Origin of the sequence: Hyphobacterium sp. SN044, from assembly GCF_021864465.1 — a bacterium.
Taxonomy (GTDB): Bacteria; Pseudomonadota; Alphaproteobacteria; order Caulobacterales; family Maricaulaceae; genus Hyphobacterium.
On sequence record NZ_JAKKUV010000008.1, the window covers coordinates 14,061 to 27,215 of the forward strand.

Annotated in this window: 13 protein-coding genes; 7 read left to right on the forward strand and 6 right to left on the reverse strand. The window is 67.1% G+C overall.

Annotation, left to right across the window (positions count from 1 at the left end; translation table 11 throughout):
• Nucleotides 1-102: 102 nt before the first annotated feature.
• A complete protein-coding gene (locus L5876_RS11365) occupies nt 103-597 on the reverse strand; it encodes an invasion associated locus B family protein (RefSeq protein ID WP_236956475.1) in 495 nt (164 codons plus the stop codon).
• A gap of 175 nt (nt 598-772) precedes the next feature.
• Here L5876_RS11365 and L5876_RS11370 point away from each other — a divergent pair, with 175 nt between their 5' ends.
• Together L5876_RS11370 and L5876_RS11375 are read left to right on the forward strand one after the other, a co-directional pair.
• Nucleotides 773-1,354 carry a sigma-70 family RNA polymerase sigma factor gene (locus tag L5876_RS11370; protein WP_236956476.1) on the forward strand — a complete coding sequence of 194 codons (582 nt, stop codon included), beginning with the start codon at nt 773-775 and terminating at the stop codon, nt 1,352-1,354.
• A gap of 63 nt (nt 1,355-1,417) precedes the next feature.
• Complete coding sequence (locus tag L5876_RS11375; protein ID WP_236956477.1) at nt 1,418-2,101, forward strand: cupin domain-containing protein; 684 nt, start codon at nt 1,418-1,420, stop codon at nt 2,099-2,101.
• A 148-nt stretch (nt 2,102-2,249) separates the two neighbouring features.
• Here L5876_RS11375 and L5876_RS11380 read toward each other — a convergent pair whose 3' ends face one another.
• Both L5876_RS11380 and L5876_RS11385 read right to left on the reverse strand, forming a co-directional pair.
• Nucleotides 2,250-2,771: an RNA methyltransferase gene (locus L5876_RS11380; protein ID WP_369281038.1), complete on the reverse strand. Its 522-nt coding sequence runs from the start codon at nt 2,769-2,771 to the stop codon at nt 2,250-2,252.
• Between the two features lie 32 nt (nt 2,772-2,803).
• Entirely contained in the window at nt 2,804-3,676 is an 873-nt protein-coding gene (locus L5876_RS11385; protein ID WP_236956479.1) for an isoaspartyl peptidase/L-asparaginase family protein, read from the reverse strand.
• 163 nt (nt 3,677-3,839) lie between these two features.
• Here L5876_RS11385 and L5876_RS11390 point away from each other — a divergent pair, with 163 nt between their 5' ends.
• The 4 genes from L5876_RS11390 to L5876_RS11405 all read left to right on the forward strand — a co-directional run bounded on the left by L5876_RS11390 (nt 3,840) and on the right by L5876_RS11405 (nt 10,168).
• Nucleotides 3,840-4,619, forward strand: a complete 780-nt coding sequence (locus L5876_RS11390) for an SDR family NAD(P)-dependent oxidoreductase (protein WP_236956480.1) — start codon at nt 3,840-3,842, stop codon at nt 4,617-4,619.
• Between the two features lie 114 nt (nt 4,620-4,733).
• Entirely contained in the window at nt 4,734-7,190 is a 2,457-nt protein-coding gene (locus L5876_RS11395) for a CehA/McbA family metallohydrolase (protein WP_236956481.1), read from the forward strand.
• On the forward strand, nt 7,187-7,951 hold the full coding sequence (locus L5876_RS11400) for a hypothetical protein (RefSeq protein WP_236956482.1): 765 nt from the start codon (nt 7,187-7,189) through the stop codon (nt 7,949-7,951). The genes L5876_RS11395 and L5876_RS11400 overlap by 4 nt, the downstream gene beginning before the upstream one ends.
• Nucleotides 7,952-8,065: 114 nt before the next feature.
• Nucleotides 8,066-10,168, forward strand: coding sequence for a TonB-dependent siderophore receptor (locus L5876_RS11405; RefSeq protein ID WP_236956483.1), 2,103 nt, complete (start codon nt 8,066-8,068; stop codon nt 10,166-10,168).
• A gap of 116 nt (nt 10,169-10,284) precedes the next feature.
• Here L5876_RS11405 and L5876_RS11410 read toward each other — a convergent pair whose 3' ends face one another.
• The gene (locus L5876_RS11410) at nt 10,285-10,818 is read right to left on the reverse strand and encodes a hypothetical protein (protein ID WP_236956484.1); all 534 of its coding nucleotides are present in this window, start codon (nt 10,816-10,818) and stop codon (nt 10,285-10,287) included.
• A 146-nt stretch (nt 10,819-10,964) separates the two neighbouring features.
• Between L5876_RS11410 and L5876_RS11415 the strand changes: the two genes are divergently transcribed.
• Nucleotides 10,965-11,300 carry a hypothetical protein gene (locus L5876_RS11415; RefSeq protein WP_236956485.1) on the forward strand — a complete coding sequence of 112 codons (336 nt, stop codon included), beginning with the start codon at nt 10,965-10,967 and terminating at the stop codon, nt 11,298-11,300.
• Here L5876_RS11415 and L5876_RS11420 read toward each other — a convergent pair whose 3' ends face one another.
• Both L5876_RS11420 and L5876_RS11425 read right to left on the reverse strand, forming a co-directional pair.
• Nucleotides 11,301-12,230 carry a cupin-like domain-containing protein gene (locus L5876_RS11420; RefSeq protein WP_236956486.1) on the reverse strand — a complete coding sequence of 310 codons (930 nt, stop codon included), beginning with the start codon at nt 12,228-12,230 and terminating at the stop codon, nt 11,301-11,303.
• Nucleotides 12,227-13,141, reverse strand: coding sequence for a glycosyltransferase family 2 protein (locus L5876_RS11425; RefSeq protein ID WP_236956487.1), 915 nt, complete (start codon nt 13,139-13,141; stop codon nt 12,227-12,229). The genes L5876_RS11420 and L5876_RS11425 overlap by 4 nt, the downstream gene beginning before the upstream one ends.
• Nucleotides 13,142-13,155 lie beyond the last annotated feature (14 nt).

The window sequence follows — 13,155 nt, forward strand, 5'->3', positions numbered from 1 at the left end:
CCCCCCCCCCCCCCCCCCCCCCCCCCCCCCCCGTCCCCCCTCGCCCCGGACTTGATCCGGGGCACTCCCCCCGCAGGCGGGGGGAGAAAACTGATCAGAAGGTCAGCACAATTCCCCGACCCGGTTCAGCGCGGCGGTGATGCCCGACAACGAGAATTCATAGGCCGTGGCCGTGCCGCGGGTAGAGGTCGCCTCGACCCGCATCAGCGCGCCGGCCTTCATCGCCCGGACGAGGCGGCGCTCGTCCTCGGTCTCCTCGACGAAGCCGTCGCGGTCGGCGGCGAACATCTCGAACCGGTCCGACCCCACCCGCGCCAGCGGGGGATTGTCCGGACGCAGCGGATAGCCGGCAATGAAGCGGGGTTGTTCGCTGGCCTGACCATTGGCCCAGCTCGACACCATGAAGAAGACCTGGCCGTGATCGACATTCTGCGGCGCCATGTCGGTCGGCTGGGTCAGCGCGTAGCAGACGAGGCCGTCGGCGGTGTCGACGGTGAAGACGTGCCAGTCGGAGTAATTGCCGCGCGAAGTCTGGGCCGCGGCAGGCGCGCTGACCAGGACGAGGGCGGCGGCAAGGCAGGCAAGTCGGCGGAACATCACGTCTTTCTCCAGAGCGGCCGGATTCGCGGAACGCGCCTTGTCCAGCAGGGTTTCGCGGCAGTTTCAAGGCGCTGCGGATTTCAGCCTAGATTGATTCACGGAGTGTGAACGGGCTTGATCGCGCCGCCCGCCTCGCTCACAAGCAGGAGGCAAGGCGAAGGGGCTGCCCCGCGTGAATGACACTGCCGCACAGGATGATGATGCCTCCCGCCGGGCCCGGCTCGACGGGCTGGTGGAGGCGTGCGCGCGCAAGGACCGCGCCGCGTTCGCGGAGCTGTTCGGCTTCTTCGCGCCGCGCATCAAGGCCTATCTGAAACGCCTTGCCAGCGATGACGCCACGGCCGAGGAGCTGACCCAGGAGGTCATGCTGACGGTCTGGCGCAAGGCCGGCCTGTTCGACCCGAAACAGGCTTCGGCCTCGACCTGGATCTATCGCATCGCGCGGAACCGCCGCATCGACCTTGCCCGCAAGGACGGCAAGCCGGCGCTCGACGCCGACGAGCCGCTCTTGCAGCCCGGCGGGGTGGAGGCGCCGGACGATGCGGTCTTTGCCCGCGACCGCGAAGCGAAGGTGCGCGAGGCGCTGAAAACCCTGCCCGCCGAACAGGTCGAGCTTCTGCGTCTCGCCTTTTTCGAGGGGCTTAGTCATTCGGAAATCGCCGAGCGGCAGGATCTGCCGCTGGGAACGGTGAAGTCGCGCCTGCGGCTGGCCTTCGACAAGCTGAGGGGGGTGCTCGGCCGTGACGATCTCTAGACGTCTTGACCCGCGCGCGAACCGATCCATATCCGGCGGCTTCGCGTATACGGCACGACAACCATGACCCAGATCACCGCAACATCGCTGGCAACCGAATACGCGGCCGGACGCCTGTCCGCGCCGCTGCGCCTGCTGGTCGAGACCCAGGCATCGATGCGCGGCGATGTCGCCGCGGCGATCGCCGAGGGCGAAGTGCTCGGCGGGGCGCTACTGGAAAGCGCCGCGCCCGCCGCCATGGCCGGCAATGCCGAAGCCATCGCGCTGGCCGCGATCGAGGCGCTGGAAAGCGGGGCCGGCGAAGCCGCCGGGCTGGGCAGTGCCGCGGTCGATCCGGTGCGGGCCGCGGCGAGCGGATCGAAATGGCTCGACGAAATCCTTGCCCTGCCCGATCCGCTGCGCGAGCGCGTGCTGGAATCCGGGCTCGACTGGCGGTTTGCCGCGCCGGGCGTGCGGCGGATTGCGCTGATGAAGGACGCGGGCGCGGAAGCCGAGCTCCTGCGCATCGAGCCGGGCCATGGCGCGCCGCGCCACAGTCATGCGGGACGGGAATTCACCCTGGTTCTGACCGGGGCCTTCCATGACGGCATCCAGCGCTACGGGGCCGGCGATCTGGCCGCCGCCGACAGCGAGACCACCCACCGCCCGATCGCGGAGGCCGGCGAGATCTGCTACGCGCTCGCCGTCACCGACGGGGCACTGGAGTTCAAGGGCCTCATCGGCACCGTCCAGAAGTGGCTGGGGTAGATTTAACGGTTTCGGTTAGGTGGTGTGTGTGCTCTCCCTTCTCCCCTTCCTTAAGGGGAGAAGGTGCCCGCCAGGGCGGATGAGGGGTTCTGCTCCGAAATTGCGGTGAGTGGCTGTCCCCCTCACCCTAGAGGGGGCGAGGGGAAGATCAGCGCCGGACCCTTGGTGCATCCCAGCTGCCGGGAGAGCCGAGTTCCGGACCGCCGGGCATGAGCGGTCGGTCGGGATAGCCGCCCATGGCCAGGGTGCGATCGTAGAGCGTGATTGCCGCCGCCACCGAGACATTGACGCAGAATTTCGTCGGGATGCGCACGATGTGCTCGCAGCGCGCCTGCATTTCCGGCGTCAGCGATCCGCGCTCGCGGCCGAGCACATAGGCGCAGGCGCGCGGGTGGCGGAAGCTGGGCAGGTCGACCGCGTCCTCGGTCAGTTCGATGCCGACGAGGCTGCAGCCTTCCGGCAGCGCCATGTCGCTGATCCCGTCCCAGCCGAAATAGGGGACATTCTTCAGGCTGCGGGCGGTGTCTGACTGGAATATGTCGAGCGCCTTGTGGTGGGCGTCGACGGTGAAGGCGAAGCTGGCCCCGAAGGCGTGAGCGGTCCTGAGGATCGCACCCAGATTCATCGCCTTTGAAATGCCTTCGACGCCGACGCCGAAATAGCCTTTCAGCGGGCGGACCGGGCGAACGCCCGTGGCGCCCGTCATCCGGCTTTCACGCCCGCGGTGATGCGGCCGTCGGGATGCAGGACGGCGTGCTTCATGCCCTCGGAATTCCACGGGAAGGCGACGCGGCCATCCTTGCCGACCGCGATGATGCCGCCATCGCCGCCCAGACGCTTCACATCCTTCAGCGCCCAGCGGCAAGCCTCGTCCGGGCTTTCCTGGAGATAGCGGATGCGCGCGGCGACCGTGCCGGCGGCGAGCGAGCGGATGAAATACTCACCCTGACCGGTGCAGGAGACGGCCACTTCGGTATCGGCCCAGGTGCCCGAGCCGATCAGCGGGCAATCGCCGACGCGGCCCGGCGTCTTCTTCAGCGTGCCGCCGGTCGAGGTCGCGGCGGCAAGACGGCCTTCGAGATCGAGCGCGACGCAGCCGACCGTGCCGGTGGCGATGGCGCGATTGTCGGGCACGGCGGCGGGTTTGTAATAGAGGTCCGGGTCCTCGACCTCTTCGAGGCCATTCTTGCGCGCGAGACGCGCCGCACCGTCGCCGGCGAGCATGACGTGCGGGGTCTTCTCCATGACCATGCGGGCGGCATCGATCGGCGAGACGAAGCCTTCGAGCGCAGCAACTGCGCCGGCCATGCGGCATGGCCCATCCATGATGGCCGCGTCGAGCTCATACCGGCCCTCGACATTCGGGGCCGAGCCCTTGCCCGCGACATAGAGGCCGGAGACTTCCATCGCGCGGGTCAGGTCGGCGACCACGTCCAGCGCGTTCGTCCCGTCCTGCAGCAGCGTGCGGCCACGCTCGGCCAGGGAATGCAGGTGTTCGACCTCGCGGTCATAGCTGCGCTTGGCGAGAACGCCCGCGCCACCATGAATAACCAGGGCCACAGGGGAGGAGGCCATGTGTGTTTCCTCGGTTTTGCCGCGCCTACGCGGCGGACTGAAAGCTCTATCACCGGTCGCGCGCGGCAAGAAGTCCCGACAGGAGGGCTTGGCGCGCGGGGCGGGGGCGGGTTATCTGCCTGCCAGAGAAGAGTCCACCTTTCGAAACGGGGAAACGCACACGATGAAACTGTCCAGGGATATCGCCGCTATCGTCACCGGCGGGGCTTCGGGCCTCGGTGAAGGCACCGCCCGCCGCCTCGCGGCCGGCGGCGCGAAGGTCGCCCTTTTCGACCTCAATGAGGAGCGCGGTGAAGCGCTGGCGAAGGAGTTGGGCGGCGTGTTCTGCAAGGTGAATGTCGCCGACGAGGCGAGCGTCACTGCCGGGTTCGAGAAGGCCCGCGCCGCGCACGGCCAGGAACGCATCCTCGTCAATTGCGCCGGTATCGGCTGGGCCGAAAAGACGGCGCGCCGGTCCTCCTCCGGCGAAATCATGAGCCACAAGATCGAGGGCTTTTCCAAAGTCATCGCGATCAATCTGATCGGCAGCTTCATGTGCGCGGCGAAGGCCGCCGAGGGCATGCTGGGCGCCGATCCGATGCAAGACGGCGAGCGCGGCGTGATCATCAACACCGCTTCGGTCGCGGCGCAGGACGGCCAGATCGGCCAGGTCGCCTATTCCGCCTCGAAGGGCGGCATCTACGGCATGACGCTGCCGATGGCGCGCGACCTCGCCCGCGAAGGCGTGCGGGTGAACACGATCCTGCCGGGCTTCTTCGAGACGCCGATCTACAAGCAGATGCCGCCTGAGGTGAAAACCAACCTCATGGCGCATTTGCAATTCCCGCAGCGTTTCGGCACGCCGGAAGAGTATGCCGATCTCGTCGCCTTCATGGTCGAGAATGTCTACATCAATGCCGAATGCGTCCGCCTCGATGCCGGCGCGCGGATGGGCCCAAAATAATCGCGCCTTTTCGTTGAATTGGAGCCCCGGAGCCCTTCGCTCCGGGGCTTTTTGTTTGCGTCCTCTGATCCCCGTGCGCCAAGGTGGGCGGACTGCAATGAGCCGGGGGGATTTATGACACTGACGATCCGCAGGGGCGCCACGGCGCTGGCGCTGGTCATCGCACTCGCCGCGCCGGCGGCTGCGCAATGGACGCACCGCTATGGCCAGGTCGATGATTTCGGGCACCAGATCTATCTGGAACAGCACGAATTGCCGATCCTTGCGGGCGGGGTGACCGACCCTGCTCCGGCCCCGGACGGGCGGCGCCTGGCCTTCGCCCAGGAAGGCTGGATCTGGATCCTCGATCTCGAAACCGGGGCGGCCGAACGGATAACGCGAGGCGCGGGCGTCGATTCCCGGCCGCGCTGGTCGGCCGACGGGACGCGGATCGCCTTCGTGCGCGACACCGGATCGGATACGGCGGTGATCGTGCGGACTCTTTCGAGCGGCGCGGAAACGGTGATCAACACGCCGGCGATCGAGCTCGATCCTGAGTTCAGCGCTGACGGGGCGTATCTCTTCTACACGTCCGGCGAGAGCGGCAGTCTCAGCGTGATGCGCCGGCATCTGGCGTCGGGCGCCGACGAGCGTCTGACCGATCTCAACCAGGTGGAACGCAATGCCCGCCGCCTGCCCGGCGGAACCGGGCTGATGTATCTCGCCGGGAATGGCGCGTCGCGCGTGTTGCGGGTCCGCGACTTCCTGAATGGCGGGGATAGTGTCGTCCACACCGAGACGCTGACCTATCACCTGACCGCCGACGTGCATCCCGAAGAGCGGGTGATCGTCTACAGCGCGCCGATCGACAATGACTATCACCTCTGGGTCAGCGATCTGGACCAGCCGGACGTGCATCACCGGCTGACCGAGGGACACCCTTACGCCCTGACCCCGGCCTTCAGCGCCGATGGCAACACGATCTTCTACACCGAGGCGGATGCGAACCGGGTGTTTCAGCTCAGGCGGATTGCGACGCATGGCGGCGCGCCGGAAACGATCGAGATCACCTCGCGCGACTATGGCGAGGCCACCGGAACGCTGTCACTGCAGGTGGCGGGGGCGGACGGGTCCCCCCTCACGGCCCGGGTCGCGATCGCCCGTGAAGACGGCCATCCCGTCGCCAATCCCGGCGGGGCCACCTATTTCGACGGCCAGACCGGGCGGCATTATTTCTACGTTGAAGGCGGGGCCGAACTGACCCTGCCGGCCGGACGCTACACGGTGCTGGCCGCGCACGGCCCGATGGCGCCTGTCGTGCGGACCGAGATCCGGGTGCGCGGCGGGCAAACGGCAGACGCCGCGTTTTCCCTGGCACCGATCTGGGATGCAGGCGAACAGGGCTATGTCTCGGCCGATCACCATGTTCACCTCAATGGCGACGGGCATCACCGGGCGACCCATGGGGATGCGCTGGTCGTCACGGCCGGCGAGGACCTGGACCTGCTGGCGCCGATGTCGTGGAATCGCTGGGAGCGGCGGATCGACGCCGCGCTGGTCGGCGAGATCACGACCGGGCCGGACGGTACGATCATCGATCAGGGCCAGGAAATCCGCTCGCATTTCCACGGGCATGTCGGCCTCGTCGGCGTCACGACGCCCTATGCCCCGTGGTTCTGGGGGCCCACCAATCCGGTGCTCGGCGATCCGGACCTGACCAATGGCGATGTCTTCGTCCATGCCGATCAGACGGGGGCTTTCGCGACCTATGTCCACCCGATCAGCGGCGACGGCGACCCGTTCGAGAACCCCGCCTCGATCCCGCTGGAACTGGCCGCGGACGCGGTTCTCAATGACCGCATGGGGCTGGAACTGGTCTGCGCCTGGACGAGTCCGCTCGGCAATTCGCAACTGTGGTACCGGCTTCTCAATATCGGCCGCCCGGTCGCGGCAATGTCGGGCACGGATACCTGGGTCGACTTCCACCGCACCCCGGCAATGGGGACGGGCCGCAATTATCTCCGCGTCCATGAGGGCGAGCCGGTCACGGCGGATGCGATCCTCGCCGCCGCCGAGGCGGGCCGGGGTTTCGTGACCACCGGCCCGGCTCTGGTCTTCACGCTCGGCGACGGGTCACGGCCCGGCGATGTCACCGAAGCCGGACCTGCCGAATGGCGCATCGATCTGACCAGCACGGTCGGGGTCGATGTCGTCGAGATCGTGGTCAATGGCCAGGTGGTCGAAACGCTGGACGGTGTCGCAGCCGGGGAAAGCCGGACGCTGACCGGAACGGTCGAGCTGCCGCAGGGCGGCTGGGTCGCCGCCCGGGCCTATGCCAGCGAGCGCCGGGACGACAGCTGGCCGAGCATGCATGCCCGCCCCTTTGCGCACGCCTCGCCGATCTGGATCGGCGCGGTCGGGTCGACCGAGCCGGGCGCGCGCGCCGCGGCGGCCGCGGATCTGATCACCGCCATCGATGCGTCGGAAGCCCGGGCGCGTGCCGCCTATGGCGAGCGCGACATGAGCCGCATGAATGGACGGTTCGACGCGGCGCGGGCGCGTTTGCGGGTGATGACGGGCGAGGCCGAATGATCCTCGCCCGCATAACCCGCGCGGTCCGCGAACAGAACTGGGTCGCCGTGGCGATCGAGTTCGTCATCGTCGTGGCCGGTGTCATGCTGGCCTTTCAGATTTCTGCCTGGAACGAGGCGAGGGCGGACCGCAGGGAGGAGGCCGGCTTTCTTCACGCGCTTGCCGCCGATACACGGTATTCGCGCGACCGGCTGGAACAGACCGCCGCAAGGCTCGAGGTTCAGCAGGCGGCGCTTGAACGTCTCCACCGGGTTCATCGCGGTGAGGCCGATGCCAGCGACGAAACCATCTCTGCCGATCTCGCCAACGGCCTGTTCTATCTGTCCTGGCTCGATGTGAACGAGTCGACATTCGACACGCTGGTCGGCTCCGGGCGCCTGAGTCTGATCGATGACCCGGTCCTGGTGGGTCTGCTCCAGACATTGAGCGCCAGCTATGACGATGCGCGGTCCACGATCGACAATGAGTTTCAGACCACCTACCGGTTCTCCGATCCCCTCCTGCTGCAATCGGCGGACATGGCCGCCGTCTTCGGAGCGAATGAGCGATATACCACCCAGGTGCCGTGGTCGTCTGACATTCCTCCTGCACCGCCCGCTTCAAACGACTGGATGTCGGATCGCGCGTTCGGAAATGTCCTTCTCTATCGCGCCGCCTTTGTCGGTGCACTGAGTGGGCAGATCGCGTCGCTGACGTCCGATCTCGATGCGATCCAGACACGGATTGATGCCCGCCTGCGCGCGATCGGCGAAACACCCTGACCCCGCACCGAACTGCAAAATCTTCTGACTTTCATTCTCAATTACTCTGGACGCACCACTCTTCCCCACGTTAAATGCGGGTCATTCTCAAGTTCGACGGGGGTCGAGACCGATATGCGTAACCTGTTTCTCGCCAGCGCGGCGCTGACCGCGCTGGTGCCTGCCGCCGCCCTGGCCCAATCCGACGACCAGCCCGAGTCCGGCCCGCTGCTGGCCGCCGCTGCCGCGGCGAGCGCGGCCGACGACGTGTTCTATGTCTATGGCACGCGCAATTCCTACCGCGAGGACGAGACCAGCTCGGTCACCCGCACCGAGACGCCGATCGAGGAAATTCCCCAGGCAGTGACGATCATCACCCGCGACGTGATCGACGACCAGGCGATGACGGGAATGGGCGAGCTTGTCCGCTATGTGCCGGGCGTGACGATGGGCCAGGGCGAGGGTCACCGCGACGCGCCGGTGCTGCGCGGCAATCTCTCGACGGCGGACTTCTTCGTCGACGGGTTACGCGATGACCTGCAATACCTGCGTGATCTCTACAATGTCGAACGCGTTGACGTGATCAAGGGCCCGTCGGCGCTGGTGTTCGGCCGTGGCACGGGCGGGGGCGCGATCAACCGCATCTCCAAGCCGGCCGACGGCGAAGAGGTCCGCGGCCTGTCGCTGACGCTGGGCAGCGAGGGCCAGCGCCGCATTGCGGGTGATTTCGGTACCGCAGCCTCCCCCGATTTCGGTTTCCGCCTCAATGGCGTGCTGGAAGACAGCGAGAGCTTCCGCGACGAGGTCGAGATCGAGCGCCGGGGCATCGCGCCGGCCGCCCGCTTCCAGCTTGGCGATACGCGGATCGACATCTTCGCGGAGCATTTTGCCGACGACCGCACGGTCGATCGCGGCGTGCCGTCGCAGGGCGCGCGCCCCTGGGACGGACCGGTCGACACCTTCTTCGGCAATCCCGACCTGTCGAACAGCGAGATCCGCGTCTCGACGCTGCGCAGCGTGGTGTCGCGCGATCTCGGGCAGGGCTTCAGCTTCCGCGGCGCGCTGTCCTGGGGTGATTACGACAAGTATTACGAGAACGTCTATCCGGGCGGGCCGGTAGACCCGGTCGCCAATACAGTGAGGATTTCCTCCTACACGTCCGAGACGCTGCGCGAGAATCTGCTCGCCCAGGCCGATCTCGTCTGGGAAGGCCTCTTCGCGGGCATGGAGCACACGCTGCTGATCGGCGTCGAGGCGGGGCGGCAGGACAGTGAAAATGTCCGCGTCAATTCGACCTCGGCGGTGTTCAGCCTCGCCGACCGCGGCCGCAACTACACGCCCGACTTCACCCTGGCCCCGGCGCAGGACAACACCAATGCGCTCGACCTGTTCGCGGTTCTGGTGCAGGACCAGATCCATGTCAGCGAGGCGCTGACCCTCGTCGCGGGACTGCGCTACGACCGTTTCGATCTCGATTTCACCGACCGCCGCCCCGGCCAGCCGGACTTCTCGCGCAGCGACGATTTCATCTCGCCGCGCCTCGGCATCGTCTACGAGCCGATGGCGGGCCTGTCGCTCTATGGCGGCTGGAGCCTCGCCCGCCTGCCGCAGTCGGGCGAGCAGTTCAGCTCGCTCAATGCGATGCGCGCGTCGCTCGAGCCGGAGGAGTTCGAGAGCACGGAAGTCGGCCTGCGCTGGCAGCCCAATGACCAGCTTCTCTTCTCCGCCGCGCTCTACCGGCTCGACCGGATCAACACGACCGCGCCCGGCGCAACGCCGGGTACGACGGTGCTGACCGGGTCGCAGCGTTCCGAAGGGCTGGAGCTGTCGGTGCAGGGCGAGGTCCGCGAGGGCTGGAACATTATCGGCGCCATGGCCTTCCAGAATGCCGAGATCACCTCGACCACAAGCGCGGCACCAGCCGGGCGCGAGGCGCCGCTGGTCCCCGATTTCTCCGCCTCGGTGTGGAACCGGGTGGCGATCACCGACCGGCTCGATATCGCGTTCGGCGTGATCCACCAGGGCGAGCAGTTCGCCTCGATCTCGAACGCGGTGGTTCTGCCGTCCTATACAAGGGTCGATGCGGGCGTGTTCTACGCCCTCAATGACCGGATCGACCTGCAGCTCAATGTCGAGAATCTGACCGACACGACCTACTGGTACAGCGCCCACAACGACAACAATATCAGCCCCGGATCGCCAGCGGCGGTGCGGCTGACGCTGGCCGCCAGCTTCTGATCGTGAAAAGGCCGGGCAAACGCCCGGCCTTTTGGTATTCGGCTTCGGCCTGTGCCCCGTGTGCGAGCAAGGCCGGTGTCCCGGCCGGTGTCCCGATCGACGGCCGGATCGCCTCCCTACATCTGCGGGCGGGCAATATTGTTGCCGAGATTGGCCATCACCTCGCGGGCATCGAATGTGTTCGGGTCATTCGGATGACCCCGGCCCAGAACGATTTCCGCGGAGGCCTCGTAGCGCGTGGTCTCGCGGTAGTGGTGGCGATCCCAGAAGGGGTCGTGCCACGGATACCAGCCATAGGCCGGGTGATAATAGCGGTAGTCCACGAGGAAGCCGGAATAGCGCCACGGATCACGTGACGGACCCCAGGTGCGCGAGTCCTCGTCGGTGGCGCGCGTGACGACGGTGAAGCGCTCATACCCGCGTTCCAGCGCCAGCTCGGCCGCGCGGTAGAGCAGATAGGTCTCGACCGTCTCGCGATCGGTCAGCGAGTTGCCGGAGAAGGAAATCCGGTAGCGGTCGGATTCCAGCGAAACCTGTTCATAGCCATACCCGCCCGGCCGGTCGGCGGCCTGATAGGGGGTCGGTGTTGCGCACGCCGTCAGTAGGGCGGCGGCGCCTGCGATCGTTGCGAACGTCGTGCGAAGCATCATGTCAGCTCCTTCAGTGGCGGGTCCCCGCAATCCCCGGAAAAGGGAATATGCGCGTTCTTCGCGCATTAAGCGAATCACACTCAGGCGGGGTTCATGTGAGGCAAACGATGTTAGGATGGCAGAAGATCCAATCGACGAGGCTTTTCATGACCCGATTTCTGACCGCCGCCGCCGCCGCGTTCCTGCTGGCTGGCGCTGCCGGCGCCGATATCGCCGACGATATCGCGGCGGAATGCATCTCCGAGGGCGAGAATGCCGAGGATTGCCGCTGTGTCGCCGATCAGATGGACGCACATCTGACCGAGCAGGAAATGCAGTTCATGCTGCGCATCGCCCAAGCCGAGACCCGCGACCAGCAGACGATGATGAGCATCGCCAGCGAGACCGGCATGACGGTGGAATCGCTCGCCGCGATGACCCAGAAAATGGTCGACGCCGAACCGACAGTGCGCGAAATCTGCGGCTCGTCGCTGTTCGAATAGTCAGCCCGCGAGCGGCCCGACCGCGCCCGGTGCGCGCGGATCGACGACGAAACTCGGCGGCAGGGGCTCGGGCGGACTCGGCTCCAGCCCCATCATCTTGGCGGTCCGCGCCAGAGCGAATTTCGCGAGGCTCGCAGGGTGCCAGTCGCCGCGCCGTTTCGGCGTCAGCCCCCAGCGGCGGCGTGCCAGCGCGTCGGCATAGACCGCGTTGGCGCTGACCAGCGCCGCCGGGCTGAGAAATTCGCAGGACAGCGAGACGTTGACGCTGTCGCCGTTGACGATGCGGTGCGGCGCATATTGCGGCCAGTGCAACAGGTCGCCGGGTTCGAGATCGAACACCGCTGCGCCCGCGTCGAAGTCCGGCATGTAGTCGAATTGTTCGGCGGTTTCCTTCAGCACGATGCGCTCGAGCGCCGCGTCCGTGACGTAGGGCGCACGGGCCGGATAGAGCCAGACGCGCTTCTGCCCGCGGATATGCCAGAGCGTCACGCGCGGCACGTCGAGATGGTAGAAGACCTGCGCCCCGGGCGAGGAGATCAGCAGGCCGACATCGCGCCGGAAGGTCTTCAGTCCCGGGATTTCGGCCTGAAGCGCGCCGAACATTTCGCCGGCGAGCGCGTCATAGTCTTCGAGCGCGGCGTTCGCCGCACGCAGATTCAGCCAGATGCGGCCTTCGGCGACGGATTTCAGAAGCTCGGCACCGGGCAGATCACCGGCCCGGCCGCGCCGCCAGGACCGCCAGTCAACCGGGTCATCGCCCATGGTGAAGACGCCCAGCTTGTCGCGCGGATAGCGGTCGAGCACATCGGCGAGCGCGGCATCGTCGAACATCGAACGCTGATGGAGCGTGTGGCGGAAGGCCTGCGGCGCGCGGCCGAAGTCGCGGCGGGCCAGCGCGTCGAACTGCCCGGGCTCGAACACCGGTGTCATGCCGCGCTGCCGTAGAATTTGAGCTTGAACGGCCCGCCCCAGAACAGCTTGCCGAGACCACGCACGGCCTTGTCGAGCATGCGCGCCCGTCGCGGGGCGCGGACCAGCCACAGGGCGGCGGCGGCGGTTCCGTAAACGGCGAACTGGGCGGCCCCGACCGCCATCCAGAAGGCGATGCCAGGCAGGTGGCGGGCGGCGGCGCAGGCCGCGCTGGGCCCCTGCCCGTAGGCGAAGGCGCGGCGCAACGTATAGCCGAGCCGCGTGCGGCTGAGCATCGGGTCTTCATAGACGAAGGCTTCGGCGCACCAGGCGAAACGCGCGCCGGCGCGCTCCATCTCCGCGAACAGGAGATCGTCCTCGCCGCCGATGTCATTACGCTCGGCGGAGAAGGGGGCGTCGCGCCGGGGCAAGGCGGCGCGACGGATCAGCGAATTGCCGCAGCCGTAATAGTGGTCGATCACGCCGGATTCTTCCGGCCCTTCGCGCGAGAAGAACTGGATGTAATAGGCGCGGTGGTCGGTGATCTCGTCGGGCAGACGGGCGCGGACCGGGCCAAAGACGACATCAGCCTCGTGAAAGCGCTGCTCGCCAACCAGTTCGCACAGCCAGGCCGCAGGCGCTTCCTCGTCATCGTCAAGGAAGGCGATGAACTCGCCCGTCGCAGCGGAAACACCGGCATTGCGCGCATTGGCGACGCCCGGCTCGGCGGCATGGATGTAGCGGACGGGAATGGCGGCCGCATCGGCCATCGCGCGAACCGCGTCGCAGGCGGAGGCGGCGGGATCGTTGTCGACGATGATCAGTTCGAGCCCGAGGCCGCAGGGATTGGCCTGCCGCAATATGCTGCGCGCGGCGCGGTCGAGGCCTTCGGGCCGCTTGAATGTCGGGATGATGACCGAGATGTCCGTCATGCGAGTCCCCCTTC

Excerpts from the sequence above, each read along its gene's own strand:
- L5876_RS11365 (WP_236956475.1), bottom strand. The coding sequence starts at position 597 with ATGTTCCGCCGACTTGCCTGCCTTGCCGCCGCCCTCGTCCTGGTCAGC.
- L5876_RS11375 (WP_236956477.1), top strand. The coding sequence starts at position 1,418 with ATGACCCAGATCACCGCAACATCGCTGGCAACCGAATACGCGGCCGGA.
- L5876_RS11385 (WP_236956479.1), bottom strand. The coding sequence starts at position 3,676 with ATGGCCTCCTCCCCTGTGGCCCTGGTTATTCATGGTGGCGCGGGCGTT.
- L5876_RS11390 (WP_236956480.1), top strand. The coding sequence starts at position 3,840 with ATGAAACTGTCCAGGGATATCGCCGCTATCGTCACCGGCGGGGCTTCG.
- L5876_RS11395 (WP_236956481.1), top strand. The coding sequence starts at position 4,734 with ATGACACTGACGATCCGCAGGGGCGCCACGGCGCTGGCGCTGGTCATC.
- L5876_RS11400 (WP_236956482.1), top strand. The coding sequence starts at position 7,187 with ATGATCCTCGCCCGCATAACCCGCGCGGTCCGCGAACAGAACTGGGTC.
- L5876_RS11405 (WP_236956483.1), top strand. The coding sequence starts at position 8,066 with ATGCGTAACCTGTTTCTCGCCAGCGCGGCGCTGACCGCGCTGGTGCCT.
- L5876_RS11410 (WP_236956484.1), bottom strand. The coding sequence starts at position 10,818 with ATGATGCTTCGCACGACGTTCGCAACGATCGCAGGCGCCGCCGCCCTA.
- L5876_RS11415 (WP_236956485.1), top strand. The coding sequence starts at position 10,965 with ATGACCCGATTTCTGACCGCCGCCGCCGCCGCGTTCCTGCTGGCTGGC.
- L5876_RS11420 (WP_236956486.1), bottom strand. The coding sequence starts at position 12,230 with ATGACACCGGTGTTCGAGCCCGGGCAGTTCGACGCGCTGGCCCGCCGC.
- L5876_RS11425 (WP_236956487.1), bottom strand. The coding sequence starts at position 13,141 with ATGACGGACATCTCGGTCATCATCCCGACATTCAAGCGGCCCGAAGGC.